Source organism: Cupriavidus yeoncheonensis (genome assembly GCF_905397275.1).
Lineage (GTDB): Bacteria > Pseudomonadota > Gammaproteobacteria > Burkholderiales > Burkholderiaceae > Cupriavidus > Cupriavidus yeoncheonensis.
Window position 1 is genome coordinate 45321 of record NZ_CAJPUY010000012.1, and the last position, 18382, is coordinate 63702.

The 18382-nt window shown below is 65.9% G+C and carries 17 protein-coding genes and 1 pseudogene; 11 read left to right on the forward strand and 7 right to left on the reverse strand.

Annotated features, from left to right (window positions below):
* The first annotated feature begins 210 nt into the window (after positions 1-210).
* On the forward strand, positions 211-1098 hold the full coding sequence (locus tag KHO22_RS17345; protein ID WP_211948397.1) for a LysR family transcriptional regulator: 888 nt from the start codon (positions 211-213) through the stop codon (positions 1096-1098).
* Positions 1099-1198: 100 nt separating this feature from the next.
* Here KHO22_RS17345 and ppk2 read toward each other — a convergent pair whose 3' ends face one another.
* Positions 1199-2026, reverse strand: a complete 828-nt coding sequence (gene ppk2 / locus KHO22_RS17350) for a polyphosphate kinase 2 (RefSeq protein WP_211948398.1) — start codon at positions 2024-2026, stop codon at positions 1199-1201.
* Positions 2027-2397: 371 nt separating this feature from the next.
* On the opposite strand from ppk2, the gene KHO22_RS32800 reads away from it, so the two are divergent.
* Positions 2398-2529: a hypothetical protein gene (locus KHO22_RS32800; RefSeq protein WP_338031343.1), complete on the forward strand. Its 132-nt coding sequence runs from the start codon at positions 2398-2400 to the stop codon at positions 2527-2529.
* Between the two features lie 36 nt (positions 2530-2565).
* Here KHO22_RS32800 and KHO22_RS17360 read toward each other — a convergent pair whose 3' ends face one another.
* On the reverse strand, positions 2566-3081 hold the full coding sequence (locus KHO22_RS17360) for a hypothetical protein (RefSeq protein WP_211948400.1): 516 nt from the start codon (positions 3079-3081) through the stop codon (positions 2566-2568).
* A 357-nt stretch (positions 3082-3438) separates the two neighbouring features.
* Between KHO22_RS17360 and KHO22_RS17365 the strand changes: the two genes are divergently transcribed.
* The 4 genes from KHO22_RS17365 to gabD all read left to right on the forward strand — a co-directional run bounded on the left by KHO22_RS17365 (position 3439) and on the right by gabD (position 8482).
* Positions 3439-5682, forward strand: a complete 2244-nt coding sequence (locus KHO22_RS17365) for an NADP-dependent isocitrate dehydrogenase (protein WP_211948401.1) — start codon at positions 3439-3441, stop codon at positions 5680-5682.
* Between the two features lie 254 nt (positions 5683-5936).
* Positions 5937-6266, forward strand: coding sequence for a hypothetical protein (locus tag KHO22_RS17370; RefSeq protein ID WP_211948402.1), 330 nt, complete (start codon positions 5937-5939; stop codon positions 6264-6266).
* Between the two features lie 283 nt (positions 6267-6549).
* The gene (locus KHO22_RS17375) at positions 6550-6744 is read left to right on the forward strand and encodes a DUF3079 domain-containing protein (RefSeq protein WP_211948559.1); all 195 of its coding nucleotides are present in this window, start codon (positions 6550-6552) and stop codon (positions 6742-6744) included.
* Between the two features lie 289 nt (positions 6745-7033).
* A complete protein-coding gene (gene gabD / locus KHO22_RS17380; RefSeq protein WP_211948403.1) occupies positions 7034-8482 on the forward strand; it encodes an NADP-dependent succinate-semialdehyde dehydrogenase in 1449 nt (482 codons plus the stop codon).
* A gap of 369 nt (positions 8483-8851) precedes the next feature.
* On the opposite strand, the pseudogene flhC reads toward gabD, so the two are convergent.
* From flhC to KHO22_RS17395, 3 genes and pseudogenes are all read right to left on the reverse strand, one after another.
* Positions 8852-9367, reverse strand: a pseudogene (gene flhC, locus KHO22_RS17385) (flagellar transcriptional regulator FlhC); the annotation flags it as partial.
* Positions 9364-9681: a flagellar transcriptional regulator FlhD gene (flhD, locus tag KHO22_RS17390; protein WP_211948405.1), complete on the reverse strand. Its 318-nt coding sequence runs from the start codon at positions 9679-9681 to the stop codon at positions 9364-9366. The gene flhD and the pseudogene flhC, both read right to left, overlap by 4 nt.
* The gene (locus KHO22_RS17395; protein WP_211948406.1) at positions 9668-10591 is read right to left on the reverse strand and encodes a helix-turn-helix domain-containing protein; all 924 of its coding nucleotides are present in this window, start codon (positions 10589-10591) and stop codon (positions 9668-9670) included. The genes flhD and KHO22_RS17395 overlap by 14 nt, the downstream gene beginning before the upstream one ends.
* Positions 10592-11021: 430 nt before the next feature.
* Between KHO22_RS17395 and KHO22_RS17400 the strand changes: the two genes are divergently transcribed.
* Positions 11022-12230 carry an EAL and HDOD domain-containing protein gene (locus KHO22_RS17400; RefSeq protein ID WP_211948407.1) on the forward strand — a complete coding sequence of 403 codons (1209 nt, stop codon included), beginning with the start codon at positions 11022-11024 and terminating at the stop codon, positions 12228-12230.
* Between the two features lie 138 nt (positions 12231-12368).
* Positions 12369-13343, forward strand: a complete 975-nt coding sequence (locus tag KHO22_RS17405; RefSeq protein ID WP_211948408.1) for a Bug family tripartite tricarboxylate transporter substrate binding protein — start codon at positions 12369-12371, stop codon at positions 13341-13343.
* 33 nt (positions 13344-13376) lie between these two features.
* Here the strand turns inward: KHO22_RS17405 and KHO22_RS17410 are convergent, their stop codons facing one another.
* A complete protein-coding gene (locus tag KHO22_RS17410; RefSeq protein ID WP_211948409.1) occupies positions 13377-14216 on the reverse strand; it encodes an IclR family transcriptional regulator in 840 nt (279 codons plus the stop codon).
* Positions 14213-15019: an IclR family transcriptional regulator gene (locus KHO22_RS17415; RefSeq protein WP_211948410.1), complete on the reverse strand. Its 807-nt coding sequence runs from the start codon at positions 15017-15019 to the stop codon at positions 14213-14215. The genes KHO22_RS17410 and KHO22_RS17415 overlap by 4 nt, the downstream gene beginning before the upstream one ends.
* Positions 15020-15309: 290 nt before the next feature.
* On the opposite strand from KHO22_RS17415, the gene KHO22_RS17420 reads away from it, so the two are divergent.
* From KHO22_RS17420 to KHO22_RS17430, 3 genes are all read left to right on the forward strand, one after another.
* Positions 15310-16269: an MBL fold metallo-hydrolase gene (locus KHO22_RS17420; RefSeq protein WP_211948411.1), complete on the forward strand. Its 960-nt coding sequence runs from the start codon at positions 15310-15312 to the stop codon at positions 16267-16269.
* 72 nt (positions 16270-16341) lie between these two features.
* A complete protein-coding gene (locus KHO22_RS17425; RefSeq protein WP_211948412.1) occupies positions 16342-18066 on the forward strand; it encodes an FAD-dependent oxidoreductase in 1725 nt (574 codons plus the stop codon).
* A gap of 47 nt (positions 18067-18113) precedes the next feature.
* Positions 18114-18350 carry a DUF2783 domain-containing protein gene (locus KHO22_RS17430; RefSeq protein ID WP_211948413.1) on the forward strand — a complete coding sequence of 79 codons (237 nt, stop codon included), beginning with the start codon at positions 18114-18116 and terminating at the stop codon, positions 18348-18350.
* Positions 18351-18382: the final 32 nt, after the last annotated feature.

Sequence of the window (18382 nt, forward strand, 5' to 3'; positions counted from 1 at the left end):
TGCACGCCACAAGTGCTTTATGCACCGGATCGCAAACTGGCCCGGCCCCGCCGTGGTGCCTGGTGCGTCGCTGCGCTGCGCGCTGGTGCAGCGCCATGTCCACTGGTCCTGCGCGACTTGAGCGGCGTGTCGATGGAACCCAGTGTAGGGATGACGACCATAACTGTCATATGCTTATATATCTGCATCCCTTAACACCGTGTTAATGCCATGAAGATGAACCTTCGCCAGATCGAGGTCTTCCGCGCGGTCATGCTGACCGGCTCGATCAGTGGCGCGTCGAAGCTGCTGTATGTGTCGCAGCCCGCCATCAGCCGGCTGCTCGCCCATACCGAGCAGCGGCTCGGCCTGACCCTGTTCCTGCGCACCAAGGGACGCCTGCACCCCACGCCGGAAGCCCGCCGGCTGCTCAGCGAGGTCAACGCGGTCTACGAAGGCGTGGAGCGCGTCAACGAAATCGCGGAGGACCTGGCCGCCAACCGCACCGGCAGCCTGCGCATCTCGTGCAGTCCCAATCTTGGCCAGACGGTGTTGCCGCGTGCGATTGCAGGCTTTCGCCGCGCGCACCCGGCCGTGCGCGTGGTGGTGCGCACGCAGATTCCGGTCAACATGCTGCGCGGGCTGATTTCGGGGCAGGCCGATCTGGCGGTGTCGAACATGCCGCTGACGCACCCGAACCTGGATTCGCGGCTACTGGTGAAGAACCCCATCGTGGCGCTGATTCCGGCCGGTCACCGCCTCAGTACCCGGAGTTCGGTGCGTCCATCCGACCTGGCGGGCGAAGACCTGATCGGTTACGGGCCGGACGTGCCCTTCGGCCTGCTGGTGCATGAGGTCTTTGGCCGGGAAGGCAGCCAGCCGGACATGCGGGTGCAGGTGGAACAGGCCCATGTGGCCAGGGCGCTCGCCCAGGCGGGCGCAGGCATTGCGCTGGTCGATGCCATGACGGTGTTCGGGCAGGACTGGCCCGACATGGTGGCCGTCCCGGTGCGCACCAAGGTCAATGCATCGGTGCAGATCTTCCACGTGCAGACGGAGCCGCTGTCACGCCTTGCGCTGGCGTTCGTGGATACGCTGACGGCCATCATGAAGCGATAAGGGCCGGCGCCAATGCGGATCGGCGCTGCGCGGCCGCCCCCTCCCGGAGGCTTCCGGCGGGGCGGTCCGGCGGCCTTCCTGCAGTCGCGATACGGCCGGACTAGAAGCGCTCGGGCACGCGCCGGTATGGGTAGTCCGCCTCTTTGTAGCCTTCCGGCTTCTGCCTGGCCGGCAGTTTCGGCTTCTTGCGCGGCATTGCCTCGTACGGAATGCGATCGAGGACATGGCTGATGATGTTCAGCCGGGCGCGCCGCTTGTCGTCGGAACGGGTAACAAACCACGGCGATTCGTCCGTATCCGTCGCCGCGAACATGGCGTCGCGCGCGCGCGAATAGTCGTACCAGCGCGAGTACGACTTGAGGTCCATGTCGGTCAGCTTCCAGGTCTTGCGCTGGTCGGTAATGCGGTCCTGCAGCCTGCGCGTCTGCTCTGCCTCGCTGACTTCCAGCCAGTATTTCAGCAGCACCACGCCCGACTGGGTGATGGCCCGTTCGACCAGCGGTACACCACGCAGGAAGATGTCCACCTGCTCGTCGCTGCAGAATCCCATGACCCGTTCCACGCCGGCCCGGTTGTACCAGCTGCGATCGAAGATCACGATCTCGCCGGCGGCAGGCAGGTGGGGGATATAGCGCTGCACGTACATCTGGCTCTTTTCGCGCTCGGTTGGCGCCGGCAGCGCCACCACGCGGAATACGCGCGGACTCACGCGCTCGGTCATGGCCTTGATCACGCCGCCCTTGCCGGCGCCATCGCGGCCTTCGAACAGAATGCAGACCTTGGCGCCGGTAGCCTTGACCCAGTCCTGCAGCTTGACCAGCTCCACATGCAGCCGGAACAGCTCCTCGTCGTATTGCTTGCCCGTCATCTTCCCGCCGGCGGCGCCGGCATTGTCTGCATCGCGCTCGCCCTGCTTCTTTTTGCCCATGCCCAGTCTCCCGTGGATGACCGGCCCAGCCGGCCCACCTCATACTTTGGTGCGTCGGAAGTCATAGGGCAAGTCCTCGTTGCGCTGCCGGGCGGCGAGCAATGTGGATGTAGGAAGTGGCATTGACAGCACCAGAGCAGCGTTGTGCGACGCAAAAAAACACCCATGTGCGTTCGCCGGTTGCTCCGGATTTTGCTTCGCCGTGGCCGCGGTGGCCTCGTATACTGGAATTGCTGCACTACAGCATTTTCTTGCATCCGATACCGGACGCTTCCTCGGAGTCAGCCATGTCCCTATGTGCGCTTTGCATGGCACAGATCGATCGGCCCGGTCATTTCCCGCCCCATGCTCGCCTGGCCAGGAGAGGCCAGGTGCTTACGGCAGCGGGGTACGCCTTCGCGTACCAGTGCGAGGATTGCAGTCACGCCATCCTGCTGGCCGCCGCCCACGAAGACGCGCCAGACCGCTGGGTGCTGGCCGACGATATCCCGGGCACCGGCTGAGCCGATGGCCGCCTGCGCGCCCGGGTGCGCGTTCTCCTATTTGCTGCTGCTGTGGTCGTCGCCGCCCAGGGGATCGACGATGATCATGGTGCGGTCCAGCACGCCACGGTCGTCAAAGTAGGCGCTGAAATGCGCGGGCTGATAGCCGGCGACGTAGAGGCGGTACGACCACGCCTCGCGCTTCATCAACGGGTAGTACTGCACCGGTTCGCGCGGCATGCCGAAGCGTTCGGCCACATCGCGCTTGGTCCAGACGCCGGGGCGCGCGGTATAGATCTCCTGCTCGGTCAGCATCTGGCGAAAGTTCGCCAGCTTGCCGCCCGCATCGAAATCCGCCGCGTAGACTGCATAGCCCAGCGGCTGTTTCGAGTAGATCCAGCGGCTGGTGCCGTCACCGAGCGGGTAGGTCTCCGTAGGCTTGCCGAAGGCGTCGCGCACGCTGGCCTCGGTGCTGCCGATCATCTTCTGGCCGGTCTCGACCGGCTGCAGCGTTGCGCACGCGCCCAGCACGAGCGCGGTGGCCGCCAGCCAAATGCCATTTCGGAATTGCATGACCTTTCTCCAGTGTCGGCCAGCGCCGTGGCGCCTGTGGCCCCACGACCTGAGGATAGTCGTCCGGCGCAGGATTTGCCCGACGGCTCTACGGGTAAACACGTGCGGAACCCAAAATATTCCGGCCAGGACGGCATGGCCCCGGAAATTCGGCCCCGCCCGCCTGAAGTGACCAAATTGCCACTCGATTTTCGCACCAAAACAGGGCGGATTGGCGATCTCCGCGCAAGAATTGCCGCGGAAGTCAGCCGCCCGAAAGCAAAGTGAGGCAAAATTCTGTGTTTGCCGGAGGCTGAATGGTCCAGTCGCCGGCGCGTGGTTCTATTCTTTGACATCCCCCCGATCCAGAGGCAAGCAATGAGTACGCAGCAACCCACCATCATCTACACCCTGACTGACGAAGCCCCCCTGCTGGCGACCAGTGCTTTCCTACCTATCATCCGCACGTTCACCAAGCCGGCCGGCGTTGAAGTCACGACCAGCGATATCTCGGTAGCCGGCCGTATCCTGGGCGAGTTCCCCGAATTCCTGGCCGAAGAACAGCGCGTGCCGGACAACCTCGCCGAACTGGGCCGCATGACCCAGCTGGAAGACACCAACATCATCAAGCTGCCGAACATCAGCGCATCGGTGTTCCAGCTGGTCAGCGCCATCAAGGAACTGCAGGCCAAGGGCTACAAGGTTCCGGACTACCCGGAAGACCCGAAGACCGAGGAAGAAAAGGCCATCCAGAAGCGCTACTCCAAGTGCCTGGGCAGCGCCGTGAACCCGGTGCTGCGCGAGGGCAACTCCGACCGCCGCGCCCCGGCCGCCGTTAAGAACTACGCGCGCAAGCACCCGCACAGCATGGGCGAGTGGAGCATGGCCTCGCGCACGCACGTGGCCCACATGAAGCACGGGGACTTCTACCACGGCGAAAAATCGATCACCCTGGACAACGCACGTGAAGTCCGCATGGAACTCCTGACCAGGAGCGGCAAGACCATCGTGCTGAAGCCGAAGGTCTCGCTGCAGGCCGGCGAGGTCATCGACAGCATGTTCATGAGCAAGAAGGCCCTGCTGGCCTTCTACGAAGACCAGATGGAAGACGCGCGCAAGACCGGCGTCATGCTGAGCCTGCACGTCAAGGCGACGATGATGAAGGTGTCGCACCCGATCGTGTTCGGCCACGCCGTCAAGGTCTTCTACAAGGACGCCTTCGCCAAGCACGCGAAGCTGTTCGACGAACTGGGCGTGAACGTCAACAACGGCCTGGTGGACCTGTACACCAAGATCGAAACGCTGCCGGAATCGAAGAAGGAAGAAGTCATCCGCGACATGCACGCCTGCCACGAACATCGTCCGGAGCTGGCGATGGTGGACTCGGCCAAGGGCATCTCGAACCTGCACGCGCCGAACGACGTGATCGTCGACGCCTCGATGCCGGCCATGATCCGTATCGGCGGCAAGATGTGGGGCGCCGACGGCCGCACCAAGGACACCAAGTGCCTGATCCCGGAATCGACCTTCGCCCGCATTTATCAGGAAATCATCAACTTCTGCAAGACCAATGGCGCGTTTGATCCGGTGACAATGGGTACGGTGCCCAACGTCGGCCTGATGGCGCAGAAGGCCGAGGAATACGGTTCGCACGACAAGACCTTCGAGATCCCCGAAGACGGCGAAGCCCGCATCGTCGACAACGCCACCGGTGAAGTGCTGACGGCGCTGACGCAGCAGGTCGAGCAGGGCGACATCTGGCGCATGTGCCAGGTCAAGGACGCGCCGATCCGCGACTGGGTCAAGCTCGCCGTCACGCGCGCCCGCAACTCGGGCATGCCGGCCGTGTTCTGGCTGGACGCATACCGTCCGCACGAGGCCGAACTGATCAAGAAGGTCGAGACCTACCTGAAGGACTACGACACCAAGGGCCTCGACATCCAGATCATGTCGCAGGTCCGCGCCATGCGTTACACGCTCGAGCGCGTGATCCGCGGCCTGGACACCATCTCGGTGACCGGCAACATCCTGCGCGACTACCTGACCGACCTGTTCCCGATCATGGAACTGGGCACCAGCGCCAAGATGCTGTCGATCGTGCCGCTGATGGCCGGTGGCGGCATGTACGAAACCGGTGCGGGCGGTTCGGCACCGAAGCACGTGCAGCAGCTCGTGGAAGAGAACCACCTGCGCTGGGACTCGCTGGGTGAATTCCTGGCGCTGGCCGTATCGCTGGAAGAACTGGGCATCAAGTCGGGCAACAACAGGGCGAAGCTCCTGGCCAGGACGCTGGACTCCGCCACCGGCAAGCTGCTGGACAACGCCAAGAGCCCGTCGCCCAAGACCGGCCAGCTGGACAACCGCGGCAGCCAGTTCTACCTGGCCATGTACTGGGCACAGGAACTCGCCGCGCAAACCGAAGACGCCGCCTTGGCTGCGACGTTCGCGTCGCTGGCCAAGCAGCTCACCGACAACGAGAAGACCATCATCGGTGAACTGTCCGACGTGCAGGGCAAGCCCGTGGACATCGGCGGCTACTACATGCCGGACGCCGAAAAGCTGTCCGCCATCATGCGCCCGAGCAAGACGCTGAACGCAGCCCTGGAATCCGTCCAGGCCTGATCGGCACATCCGATCCCGCAGGCGCCGACCGGTGCCTGCCTGAAGCCGGAGGTTGGCATTTCTGATGCCGCCTCCGGCTTTTTATTTCTGGCCATGACGCCACTCATGCGGGGTGTCATACATTCAAAATTATTGAACAAGCAATCCTAAACGCGGCTCGGAAACACCGCAATGCCCGGTCTATAGTTGCTCACATGAACGACACGCCTGAAACAGTAAGCGTTCTGAAAAATTCAACCAGACCGGAGATCATCATGTCGCGCACCATCGTTGTCCGTACCGTTGCATCCGCCCTCCTGCTTTCGCTCGCTGCCGCGGTCGGCACCGCCTATGCCGCCCCGTCGACGAGCACCCACCCCGGAGACCGTTACGGCTACGAGTACCGCGTGCGCAATGCCGATCCGTACAGCGACGGTGCCCGCTTTGTGGCAGACGCCCACGCCGGCGACCACTACGGTTACCAGTTCCGGACAGCCGACCCGTACATCGACGGCGCCCGTACGGTAGCCGGCCTGGATCGCAGCGGCGTTTCGACCAGCCCGGCGCGCGGCTTCGATCCGTACAGCGATGGCGCGCACGCCTGAAGCACGCCGCACGTCGCCCACCGAAACTGGAGTACATCATGACCATTCGTGACAATGCGCTGATCCTGGGCGGGTGGGTGACGCTTTGCCTGAGCAGCGGCCTGCTGATGAAACTGGCGGCCCAGGCGCTCTCTTTCTGAGCCGGTTAAGGCTTTCAGGCGGAATGCTTCTCGTGGCTGCTTCGCGCCCGCCCTTGATCTTCGGCAAACCATGTCCCGGCTCGCAGCGCCATACTGATTGCAATATTCTCGTTACATCGGCACAGCGTTCGGCCCGCCACACCATGGCAAAGAAATTCCCGCTACACCCGAGCCACCCCGAGCGCATCTGCTGGGGCTGCGACAAGTATTGCCCGGTGGACGCCATGGGCTGTGGCAATGGCTCCAGCCGCACACAACATCCTGCCGAATTGCTCGGCGACGATTGGCTGGAGTTTGGCGATTGGGGCATCGAGCCGGATCGCCCGAAAGCCAGTTGATCTGTCGATAGCGCCGCTCACAGCGCAATCACGCCACACCTTCCTTCCCGCCGTCTTCTTCGACCGGCGAATCGCCCACCCCGAACGCACCACCGCGCGGGCGCGATCCATGCTTGAACCACGGCATCCGGGCATCCCTGGGCCGGACTCGTGCGGACCATAAGCGGCTCCCGCACACCACCAAGCACGCAGTTACTAGTCCGGGCCCGCCCGCGAGGATGTCCAGTGGCGATTACAATGCCTTGATCGCGCCACGCCTCCCGCCAATCCTTTCAACGGACGAACGACCATGCTGAAGCTCCAAGACCCCACCCTGCTGCGCCAGCAGTGCTATATCGACGGACGCTGGACCGACGGCGAACGCCACATCGATGTAACCAATCCGGCCACGGGCGAACGCGTGGCGCACGTGCCGCAGTTTGGCGCCGCGGAAGCCCGCCAGGCTATCGAGGCCGCCAACCGTGCGTTGCCGGCCTGGCGCGCGCGCGTGGCCAAGGAGCGTTCGGCGCTGCTGCGCAAGTGGTTCGAGCTGATCCTGGCCAACCAGGATGATCTCGCGCGCATCATGACCGCCGAGCAAGGCAAGCCGTTTGCCGAGGCCAAGGGCGAGATCGCCTACGCGGCGTCGTTCATCGAATGGTTTGCCGAGGAAGGCAAGCGCATCTACGGTGAAACGATTCCGGCGCCGATCAGCAATCAGCGCATTGTCGTGACCAAGGAGCCGGTTGGCGTGTGCGCCGCGATCACGCCGTGGAATTTCCCGGCGGCCATGATCACCCGCAAGGCCGGCCCGGCATTGGCCGCGGGCTGCACCATGGTGCTCAAGCCGGCGTCGCAAACCCCGCTGACTGCGCTGGCGCTCGCGGTGCTGGCGGAACGCGCGGGCATCCCGGCCGGCGTGCTGTCCGTGGTGACGGGGTCGGCGGGTGCCATCGGCGGCGAACTGAGCAGCAACCCACTGGTGCGCAAGCTGACCTTTACGGGCTCCACCGAGGTCGGCCGCATGCTGATGGCGCAGACCGCAGCCACCATCAAGAAGGTGTCGATGGAACTCGGCGGCAATGCGCCTTTTATCGTGTTCGACGACGCTGACCTGGATGCCGCGGTAGAAGGCGCCATCATCTCCAAGTATCGGAACGCGGGCCAGACCTGCGTCTGCGCGAACCGGATCTACGTGCAGGACAAGGTCTACGACGCGTTCGCCGAGAAGCTGGTGGCCGCAGTCGCCAAGCTGAAGGTCGGCAATGGCATGGACGAAGGCGTGCGCATCGGCCCGCTGATCGACGAGAAGGCCGTGGCCAAGGTCGAGGAGCATATCGCCGACGCCCTTGGCAAGGGCGCGCGCGTGCTGCAGGGCGGCCATCGGCACGGGCTTGGCCATACGTTCTTCGAGCCGACCATCCTGGCCGACGTCGCGCCGGGCATGCTGGTCGCGCGTGAAGAGACCTTTGGCCCGCTGGCGCCATTGTTCCGCTTCAAGACCGAGGACGATGTCGTGGCTATGGCCAACGACACCGAGTTCGGCCTGGCCAGCTATTTCTATGCACGCGACCTCGGCCGCGTCTGGCGTGTCTCGGAGCGGCTCGAGTACGGCATGGTCGGGGTGAACACCGGACTGATCTCCAACGAGGTCGCGCCGTTTGGCGGCGTGAAGCAGTCCGGCGTGGGCCGTGAAGGCTCGCACTACGGCATCGAGGACTACCTGGTGATCAAGTACACCTGCATGGCGGGCATCTGACCGAGACCCGCCTCCCTGCGTTCAGCGATTGCCGTTGGCGCAGGCCACGTTGCGGGTCAGTCCGGCCAGTCGCCGGCGACCGGCCGGCAGGTCTTGCGGAACCGTTCGAACTGGTCGTGGAAGCGCCGCATCAGTTCGAACTGGCAGGACGCGTTCTCGAAGGTGAAACACGCGTCGAACTCAGAGAGTGCGTCTTCGGCAGCGTGCGAGAGGCGCTCCTGCCGCCGGGCCAGCGCCCGCCCTTCCACGCTGCGGTGCCGGCGCAGCCGCCCCCAATGCCGGTCCGGCAACAACCGGCAGGCCGCCGGGGATGGGCGAGGCCGGCTCAGCCACGCCGGCCGGCAACGTTCGGTGCACGCCGCGGCGCACCCGCGATGGCGGCTCGCACAGGCTGCAGATGAACGAGGCCTGGGGTTCATAGGCATGCGTGACATAGCGGCCGCCGCAGCAACGACACGTCGACAGCTGCAGCAAGCCGCCTTCGCGGAAGCGCACCAGTGTCCAGAATCGCGTGAAGCTGATCAGGCATTCCTCGTCGCTGGCCCGCATATGGCCTGCATACACGCGGTAGCTGTCGAGCACTGCACGGATGCCTGGCAGCCCGGCCCGCTGCCGCATGAATTCATGGACGTTCAGCAGATACGACGCATGCGCGTTGGGCCGCCACGTCACGAACCAGTCCGCCGAGAATGGCAGCATGCCCTTCGGCGGGGACCCTCCCGTCAGCTCCCGGTACAGCCGGTACACGCGGCTGTGCGACAGCGCCACTTCCGCCTCCACGACCTGCGGGCGGGCCCCCAGGCTGATCAGCTCAATGGCAAGCTGCGTGTCGCTGGCATCCTGCAGTGCACTGCGCGCCAGTGCTGGTTGCGCGGGGGTCTTCATCGTCCTTCCTCCAGGGCTTGCGCGGCCAGCACGATGGCCATATGCATATTGCACAGCTCGTGCCGGGGCCTGATGCCCGCCAGCGCTTCGAGCAAGGCACCGTTGTCAAGACGGAAGCGGCACAGCACCATGCTCGAGCGCGCCAGGCCCAGCAACTGCGCCGAGGTCAGCGCCAGCAGCGCCTGCCCGACCTCCTTGCGGATGCCGAGCCTTAACAGGGCCTCGGGCTCGTTCTGGCGCATCAGCCGCTGCACCAGCAGCAGATAGGCCAGGTTGACGTCCTTGATCTCACCTACCAGGTCACTGCTGTCCATTGCCAGCCTCCCAAGCGAACGGATTGCCTTTCACATTGTCCGCATGCCTGGCGCCGGCACCGGACTCGGGCAAGGTCCGAGCCGTCCACGCCTGGGCGGACACCAACGCTCCCGCTCCCCGCGCCGGCACGCCCTGCCTGCCTGCGCGCCGGCTGCCGGGCACAGGCGCTACCGCGGAGATCGCCGCACGGGCGGCTATGGCGCGCAGCCCTGCCTTGTCGACCAGCGTCACGCTGCGGTGCTTGACCCGGATCAGACCGCATTCCGCGAGCCGGGAAAACTGACGGCTGACCGTCTCCAGTGTCAGGCCGAGATAGCTGCCGATTTCCTCGCGAGTCATGCGCAGAATGAACTCGCTCGGCGAAAAGCCGCGCACGGACAGTCCTTCGGATATCCACAGCAGGAACGTCACCAGACGCTCTTCCGCCGTCATCAGCGCCAGCAGTGTCTGCAGCGCACGCGTGCGCTGCGCCAGGCGGTCCAGTGCCAGCAACACCCGGCTGGCGAGTGCCGGCGTACTCGCCGCCACTTTGCGCAGCGTATCGATGGCAATCATGCAAACCTTGGCATCTTCCAGCGCCGTCGCGTAGGAGGCGTACTGGCGGCGGCCGATGCTGTCCAGTCCGACCATTTCGCCGGGGAAATGGAATCCGACCACCTGTGTGCGTCCGTCCTCCGTGGCGACATGCGTCTTGAGCGTACCCACGCGGATCGCGAACAGGGCCTCGACCGGATCACCGAGCAGATAGAGTGGTTCGCCCTTGCGCAGACGAACCACGCGATGGGCCAGCATGTCGGCCGGCTCGATGCTGTCGGGCGCCCGCTCGCCCACCAGGCAGAAGCGTGCCATGGAGCATCCGGCGCAGCACGGGATCGAATCAGGCGATGGCGGGCGGGTTGTCAGGGTCATGGGGGCCTCGGAAGAAGGAATCTCAGGAAAAGGTTTCCGGCGATCCCTTCCTTGGGAGGTGGCTCCCAGAATTGGTTTGACTACGGAATCAAATCACCAAAACCTTAAATTCGATTCTATTGACCGGCATCTGCAGAACAATCTGTAGTTTCTGAATATCCATTAGGAGTTTTCCGACTCTAGTGCCGCAAACTCCCGCGCGGCGCCGCGAAACGACTGGAGAGCCCTGCTGCGCCAGCATTGTTGGCACGAATCAAGGACGTTGCGGAAGTCCCTTCCTATCATCGCGGCGATCTCTTATTGCTTCCCGTTGCTCCAGATACGAATCTGATTTTCGGCGCCGTCGAATAAGCGCAATTGAAATCCTTTCTGCGCACTCGCTGCATTCATCCGCATCAGGAAGTTGCCGGCTTCCTCCTGGAATATCCCCATGCAAGCCCCCCTTCCGCCCCTGTCCGCCATCCCCATGCCCGGTCTCCGCGATGCCGAGGTACTGCACTTCGGGCGCCAGCCCATCGTGAATGCCGCCGGCGATCCGCAGGCCTATGAGCTGCTATACCGGGAAGCCGGCGGAAACTGGGCAGACGTCCTCGATGACACGGCGGCAACGGCCCAAGTCATCGCACTTGCGCTGGGTGGCACAGGGCTGGACTGGACCTTGCGCAAGCATGCGGGCTTCATCAACCTGGGGCGGCAACTGCTGCTCGACGACCTGCTGTTGCTGGTCCCGCCCGGGCACTTCGTGCTCGAAGTGCTCGAAAGCGTGCCCATGGATACCTGCGTGCTGCGGCGCCTGGCGTGGCTGCGGGAGACCGGCTACCGCCTGGCGCTCGACGACGTGGCGGCGCTGACGGCCGACGTTCGCAAGGCGCTGCCCGCGGTCGACTTCGTCAAGGTCGACTTCCGTTCAGGCAACCGCCTCGATCTTCCGCGCCTGGCCGATGCGGTGCTGCAGGCAGACCGCCTGCTGATTGGCGAGAAGATCGAAACCGCCGACGACTTCGCGCTTGCGCAACAACTCGGATTCCATCTGTTCCAGGGCTTCCATTTCGCGCGCCCCGAACCGCTGGCGGCACCGCTGCCGCACCTGGACCGTGGTGCGCTGGCGCGGCTGCAAACGCTGCTGACGCAAGGCGCGTACTCCGAGGCGCTGCTGGCCGAACTGCATGCCAACCCCGGCCTGGTGGCCCAGTTGCTGCGGCTCTCCGTGGCGACCGGCGTGCAGCCTGGTGCCGGCTTTGCCAGCGTGCGCGCGCTGCTTGCGGCGCTGGGCCCCCACAGCCTGCAGCGCTGGGTGCGGCTGCTGCACATCGCGGACGGATTGCGCCTGCCCGGCGAACCCAGCCTGCGCAGCCAGGCGGCACACCGGCGCGCCACCTTCATGGCGCAGGCAGCGCGCCATGTCCGCCCGCACGATACCGCCTTCGCCGAAGCGGCCTTCCTCACCGGTGTGCTCTCGCTGGCTCCGCTGCCGCCGCACGGTACGCGTCGTGACATCCAGGACACCTTTCCGGTGACCCAGACGATCCGGGACGCCATTCTCGACGGCCATGGCGAACTGGGTGCGCTGTTGCAGGCCGCCGAGGCTTACGAGCGCGGCGGCAACCCGCTGGCCGTGCCGGGCCTCCCCGCCGCGTGACGGCGTCGCGCTGAGGCGACGGCGACACTACGCGCCGCGCGCGCGAACCCCGCCTTTGCCAATTCGAAACCCGCGCAACCACGCGCTGCGACACACTGCCGCTTTCCATCGCCAAAACTTGACAGAGGGGAGACAGCGATGAAGAGCTGGTTCAAGCATGCGGCCGCAGGGCTGCTGGTTTCGCTGGCGGCGGCCGGCAGCGCTTTCGCGGCGTACCCGGACAAGCCGGTACGGCTGGTGGTGCCCTTCCCGCCGGGCGGCGCCACGGACCTCCTGGCGCGCGAAGTCGGCAATGCGCTGTCGGTGCGGCTGGGGCAACCGGTCGTCATCGACAACCGTCCGGGTGCCGGCGGCAATATCGCCGCGATTGCCGTGGCGCGCGCCCCGGCCGACGGCTACACGCTGTTGTTCGGTACGTTCGGCTCGCTGGCCGTCAACAAGAGCCTCTACGACAAGCCTGGCTACGATCCGCTCAAGGACTTCGCGCCGGTGGCTTCCGTCGCCTACCTGCCCAACGTGCTGGTCGTGCACCCGTCGGTGCCCGCGCGCACCGTGCCGGAGTTGCTGGCGCTGGCGCGCAAGGAGCCCGGCAAGCTCACCTATGGCTCGTTCGGCAATGGTTCGTCCTCGCACCTGGCGGGTGAACTGTTTACGCATATGGCGGGAGTCAATATCACGCACATCCCTTACAAGGGCAGCGCCGCGTCCATGACGGACCTGATCGGCGGGCGCCTGACCATGATGTTCGACAGCGTATCCACGGCGTTGCCGTACATCCGCGACGGCCGCGTGCGCCCGCTGGCGGTCACGACGCAGACGCCGTCTGAACAATTGCCTGGAGTGCCGACGCTGGCGGCTGCCGGCGTACCGGGCTATGAGCTGACGGCCTGGTTCGGCGTCGTGGCGCCGGCCGGCACGCCCAAGGCCGTGGTCGACCGGCTCAACGCCGAGATCGTGGCGTCGCTGAAACAACCGGAAATGGCCGGCAAGCTGGCGAGCCAGGGCACGGTGCCGTTCCCGGCCACGCCTGCGCAGTTTGGCAGCTATATCCGCGCCCAGTACGAGAAGTGGGATGCGCTGATCAAGTCAGCCAACATCCGCGTGGAGCAATAAGGGAGCAATAAGCCGCTGAATCCTGCGGCGCATTCAAGCCGGCGCCGGCATGGCGCCAAAGCGCCACGAAAGCCGGTGCGCCGCCTGGCGCACCAGTTCGGCCGTGGCACCTTGCGTGCCGCTGTCGAAACTGCCGGTCGACCCCATCACCGCCACCACCAGCGCCAGGCTGCCCGTATGATCGAACACCGGCGCCGCGAGCGTGTCGATGCCGGGCACGGGCCGGCTCAGCGCGTTGTCGACCTGCTCGCTGCGCACCCGCGCCAGCCGGCCCGCATAGTCCGAAGCAAGCTTGCCGTCATCGCCAAGCACCTCGGCTGGCGCGGCGCCGGCCATGCGCAGGTCGTCGCGCGCGAGCAGGCCAGCCAGCACGTTCTCCGGCAGGTACGCCGCCATGGTGCGGCCGATCGCGGTATTGACCAGCGAAAGCACCGTGCCGACGCGCAGGCTCACATGCTGCGGCCGTGCCGATTCCTCCAGCCGGACCACGGTCGGCCCCAGCGGTCCGAGCACCGCCATGGCCACGCTCAGGCCCGTAGCACCCGCGAGCTCGATGATTTCCGGCTCGGCTTCGCGCGTCGGCGACAGACGCTGCAGGGCGATCAGCCCCAATTCGAGGCTCAGCGGTCCGCACAGGAAGTTGCCCGCGGCATCGCGCGAGAGCAGGCCGGTCTTCTGCAGGCTGACCAGGTGCGGAAACGCCTTGGCCGGCGCCATGCCTGCCGCCTGCGCCAGGTCGCGCAGCGGCAGCGGCCTGCCTGCCGCCACCAGCGCCGCCAGCAGTTGTCCGGTACTGTCGAGCGACTGGATGCCGCGCTGTGGCTTGCCCCCATCGCCGCTCCGGTCATCGTTCGGGGCCGCTGGCGTACTCATGCTTGTCCAAGGTTCGTGCCGATGGCGTGGGCGGTCGCCTGCAGCGCCGTCGCCACCGGTCCCTTCCAGTCCACGTCAATGGTGCCCGTGGAGCCGACTACGGTCAGTACCAGCCTCAACGCGCCGCCGGCATCGAGCACGGGCACGCTCAGGCTGCTGACGGCCGGGCTCGGCGCATCAATGCTGCGTTCGATGCCGCGTGTGCGAATCGCTTCAAGTGCGGCGTCGAACGCGGCGCGATCTGCGGCGCGATCTGCGGCGCTGGCCTGCGGCTGCTGCTGCCGCCAGATCGCCTCCCAACCCGCACGGGGCCGGAACGCGCAATAGACGCGCCCCGTTGCCGTAGCCGCCAGCGCCATCACGGTGCCGACGTGCAGGTTCACGTGCAGCGGTGCCGCAGCCGGCACGTAGCGCACGATGGCGGGCCCCTGCGGGCCGGCGATGCTGATCGCCACGCTGAAACCCGTGGCCTGGGCCAGTTCGTCCACGCGCGGCACGGCAGCGCGGTAGGCCGGGTCGGATTCCAGGTGCATCATGCCAAGCTGCAGCGACAGCGGGCCCGGTTCGTAGCGGCCCGACAAATGGTCGCGCTTGATCAGCCCGAGCCGTGTCAGGCTGACCAGGTAAGCATGGGCCTGCGCGGCCGCCAGCTGTGCCGCGTCCGCCAGTTCAACGAGCGTCATTGGCGCACGCGCCGCCGCGAGCGCGCCCAGGAACCGGCCGGCGACTTCCACGCTCTGGATGCCGCGCTGCACCTTCTCTTCGCCTTCCGCCCGCGCCGTCTTGCGCCCCGCTGCCACCATCGTCGTCTCCGGAAAGCCCAGATATTAATCGAACGTCACCGGGACCAGCCGCACCGTTCGGTGTTTACCCGAGACTTTTCGCCTCTGATCGAAGATTATTCATAGGCTAACCGATTAGCTATTGATTAATTTTTTCGAGTTTCCTAAGATGGCACTACCCCGTCGCGCAACGCACCGTACACGCTGCGACCAGACCAGGATCAACGAACGGGGCGAGACAGCCGCGCGGTGCCGCGCAAAGGAATCTCGTGCCGCTGTCCCGCCCGCCCCCCATAAAGAGGACCGACAGCATGAGCAAGGCATTCGCATCCCAGGCCGACCTGGAAGCCAAGCAGATCACCTTCACCCAGTTATCCGAGAACGCCTATGCCTACACGGCCGAAGGCGACCCCAACTCCGGCGTGATCATCGGCGACGATGGCGTGATCATCATCGACACCACGGCCACCCCGGCCATGGCTCAGGACCTGATCGCCAGGATCCGCTCGGTCACGGACAAGCCCATCAAGTACGTCGTGCTGTCCCACTACCATGCAGTGCGCGTCCTGGGCGCCTCCGCGTACTTCGCCGAGGGCGCGCAGCAGATCATCGCCAGCCGCGGCACCTACGAAATGATCGTGGAGCGCGGCGAGGCCGACATGAAGTCGGAGATCGAACGCTTCCCGCGCCTGTTCGCCGGCGTCGAGACCGTGCCGGGCCTGACCTGGCCCACGCTGGTGTTCGAGAAGGAAATCACGCTGTTCCTGGGCAAGCTGGAAGTCCGCATCGCCCACCTCGGCTCCGGCCATACCAAGGGTGACACCGTGGTGTGGCTGCCGTCGCAGAAGGTGCTGTTCTCGGGCGACCTGGTCGAGTACGACGCGGCCTGCTACTGCGGCGACGCCCAGCTCGCCGATTGGCCCGCCACGCTCGACGCGCTGGCCGCGCTGCAGCCCGAGAAGCTCGTCCCCGGCCGCGGTCCGGCGCTGACCACGCCCGAGGAGGTCGGCAGGGGCATTGCCTACACCAAGGATTTCGTCACCACGCTGTTCCAGGCCGGCAAGGAAGCCGTGGACGAGAAGCTTGACCTGAAGGCGGCCATGGCCCACACGCGCCGCGCCATGGACCCGAAGTTCGGCCAGGTCTTCATCTACGAGCACTGCCTGCCGTTCGACGTCTCGCGCGCCTACGACGAAGCCAGCGGCATCCGCCATCCGCGCATCTGGACCGCGCAGCGCGACAAGGACATGTGGGCCGCGCTGCAGGACTGACCCGCGGACGGAAGGACAGAGGGACGCAAGGACGGAACATAAGACTGAACGAGAGTGGACGGAGACATAGGCATGACCATCGATTACCAGCGCCTGTCATTCGAGTACCAGCCGTGCGCGGAACAGCGCGACGGGCAAGCGGGCGGCAGGGTCCATCCTGTCGTCGTGGTCGGTGCCGGGCCCATCGGCCTGGCGACCGCCATCGATCTGGCCCAGCGTGGCGTGCGCGTGGTGCTGGTCGACGACGACTGCACCCTGTCGACCGGCTCGCGCGCCATCTGCTTCGCCAAGCGCACGCTGGACATCTTCGACCGCCTGGGCTGCGGCCAGCGCATGGTCGACACCGGCGTAAGCTGGAACGTGGGCCGCGTGTTCCTGCGCGACCAGCAGGTCTACAGCTTTGACCTGCTGCCCGAGGCGGGCCATCGCCGCCCCGCCTTCATCAACCTGCAGCAGTACTACGTCGAAGGCTACCTGCTCGATCGTGCGCTGGAATTGCCCAACATCGAGATCCGCTGGCGCAACAAGGTGGTCGGACTCGAACGACGCCAGGCCGGGACGGCCGACGAGAACGTCGCGCTGACGATCGAAACGCCGGACGGTCATTACACGCTGGCCGCCCGCTACGTGGTGGCGGCCGACGGCTCGCGCAGCCCGGTGCGCCAGCTGCTGGGCCTGGACAGCAAGGGCCGCACCTTCAGGGACCGCTTCCTGATCGCCGACGTGAAGATGGAGGCGGACTTTCCCACCGAGCGCTGGTTCTGGTTCGACCCGCCCTTCCACCCGAACCAGTCGGTGCTGCTGCACCGCCAGCCCGACAATGTCTGGCGCATCGACTTCCAGCTCGGCTGGGATGCCGACCCCGTCCTGGAGAAGACGCCCGAGCGCGTGATCCCTCGCGTGCAGGCACTGCTGGGCCCTGACGCGAAGTTCACGCTGGAATGGGTCAGCGTCTATACGTTCTCGTGCCTGCGCATGGACAGCTTCCGCCACGGCAACGTGCTGTTCGCGGGCGACTCGGCGCACGGCGTCTCGCCGTTCGGTGCGCGCGGCGCCAACAGCGGCGTGCAGGATGCCGAGAACCTGGCCTGGAAGCTCGCCTACGTGCTGCAAGGCCGTGCCGCGGACAAGCTGCTCGACACCTACGCGAGCGAACGCGAGTACGCCGCCGACGAGAACCTCCTCAACTCCACCCGCGCGACGGATTTCATCACGCCGAAAAGCCCGGTCAGCCGCCTGTTCCGCGATGCCGTGCTGGGCCTGTCCCGTCGCCACGCCTTTGCGCGCGGCCTGGTCAACAGCGGCCGCCTATCGGTGCCAGCGGTGCTGCACGGATCGCCGCTCAACACGCCCGACGCGGACGGCCTCGGCGGCGCCATGGTGCCCGGCGCGGCCTGCGTGGACGCTCCGGTTTCCGATGCGCATGGCGCGGGCTGGCTGCTCCAGCATCTCGGCGGTGAATTCACCGGGCTGGTATTCGGCACGCCGGACAGCCTCGACAGCGACAGCCGCGTCGCGCTCGAACAACTGGAGCAGTCCGGCTTGCCGATTCGCCTAGTGTTCATCGGCACGCCGGCGCAGCCCGCGTCCGCCAGCCCGGTCTTGCGCGATGATGAAGGGCTTGCGGCGCAGCGCTACAGCGCCGCACCGGGCACCTTCTACCTGATCCGGCCGGACCAGCATGTCTGCGCACGCTGGCGCCGCATCGATGCGCAATGCATCGGCGACGCGCTGGCCCGCGCGAGCGGCGCGCACCTGCCCGGCAGTGCACAGCAACCGGCCGCCATGGCGGCATAAGGCCTGACGGACAACAGGCCGCCCCCACAGAATACGGAGACCACGCCATGCCCAGCCAATCCGCGGCACACACGCTCAATACCCAGCCCAACCTGGCCCGTCCCGACGACTTCTACGAAGCGTTGATCGACATGCACCGCGACCTGGACGACGCGCAGAGCCAGGCCGCCAATGCCCAGCTCATCCTGCTGCTCGCCAATCATATCGGCGACCACGAGGTGCTGCTCGCGGCCATGCAGGCCGCCCGCGAAGGCATCGCCGGCGACACCGCCGCCGCAAGCTGACCCTGCGGGGCACGCGCGACGCGTGCCCCGAC

Bases quoted from the DNA above. Each gene is read 5' to 3' on its own strand.
- KHO22_RS17345 (WP_211948397.1), top strand. From the start codon at position 211: ATGAAGATGAACCTTCGCCAGATCGAGGTCTTCCGCGCGGTCATGCTG.
- ppk2 (WP_211948398.1), bottom strand. From the start codon at position 2,026: ATGGGCAAAAAGAAGCAGGGCGAGCGCGATGCAGACAATGCCGGCGCC.
- KHO22_RS17360 (WP_211948400.1), bottom strand. From the start codon at position 3,081: ATGCAATTCCGAAATGGCATTTGGCTGGCGGCCACCGCGCTCGTGCTG.
- KHO22_RS17365 (WP_211948401.1), top strand. From the start codon at position 3,439: ATGAGTACGCAGCAACCCACCATCATCTACACCCTGACTGACGAAGCC.
- KHO22_RS17370 (WP_211948402.1), top strand. From the start codon at position 5,937: ATGTCGCGCACCATCGTTGTCCGTACCGTTGCATCCGCCCTCCTGCTT.
- KHO22_RS17375 (WP_211948559.1), top strand. From the start codon at position 6,550: ATGGCAAAGAAATTCCCGCTACACCCGAGCCACCCCGAGCGCATCTGC.
- gabD (WP_211948403.1), top strand. From the start codon at position 7,034: ATGCTGAAGCTCCAAGACCCCACCCTGCTGCGCCAGCAGTGCTATATC.
- flhD (WP_211948405.1), bottom strand. From the start codon at position 9,681: ATGGACAGCAGTGACCTGGTAGGTGAGATCAAGGACGTCAACCTGGCC.
- KHO22_RS17395 (WP_211948406.1), bottom strand. From the start codon at position 10,591: ATGACCCTGACAACCCGCCCGCCATCGCCTGATTCGATCCCGTGCTGC.
- KHO22_RS17400 (WP_211948407.1), top strand. From the start codon at position 11,022: ATGCAAGCCCCCCTTCCGCCCCTGTCCGCCATCCCCATGCCCGGTCTC.
- KHO22_RS17405 (WP_211948408.1), top strand. From the start codon at position 12,369: ATGAAGAGCTGGTTCAAGCATGCGGCCGCAGGGCTGCTGGTTTCGCTG.
- KHO22_RS17410 (WP_211948409.1), bottom strand. From the start codon at position 14,216: ATGAGTACGCCAGCGGCCCCGAACGATGACCGGAGCGGCGATGGGGGC.
- KHO22_RS17415 (WP_211948410.1), bottom strand. From the start codon at position 15,019: ATGGTGGCAGCGGGGCGCAAGACGGCGCGGGCGGAAGGCGAAGAGAAG.
- KHO22_RS17420 (WP_211948411.1), top strand. From the start codon at position 15,310: ATGAGCAAGGCATTCGCATCCCAGGCCGACCTGGAAGCCAAGCAGATC.
- KHO22_RS17425 (WP_211948412.1), top strand. From the start codon at position 16,342: ATGACCATCGATTACCAGCGCCTGTCATTCGAGTACCAGCCGTGCGCG.
- KHO22_RS17430 (WP_211948413.1), top strand. From the start codon at position 18,114: ATGCCCAGCCAATCCGCGGCACACACGCTCAATACCCAGCCCAACCTG.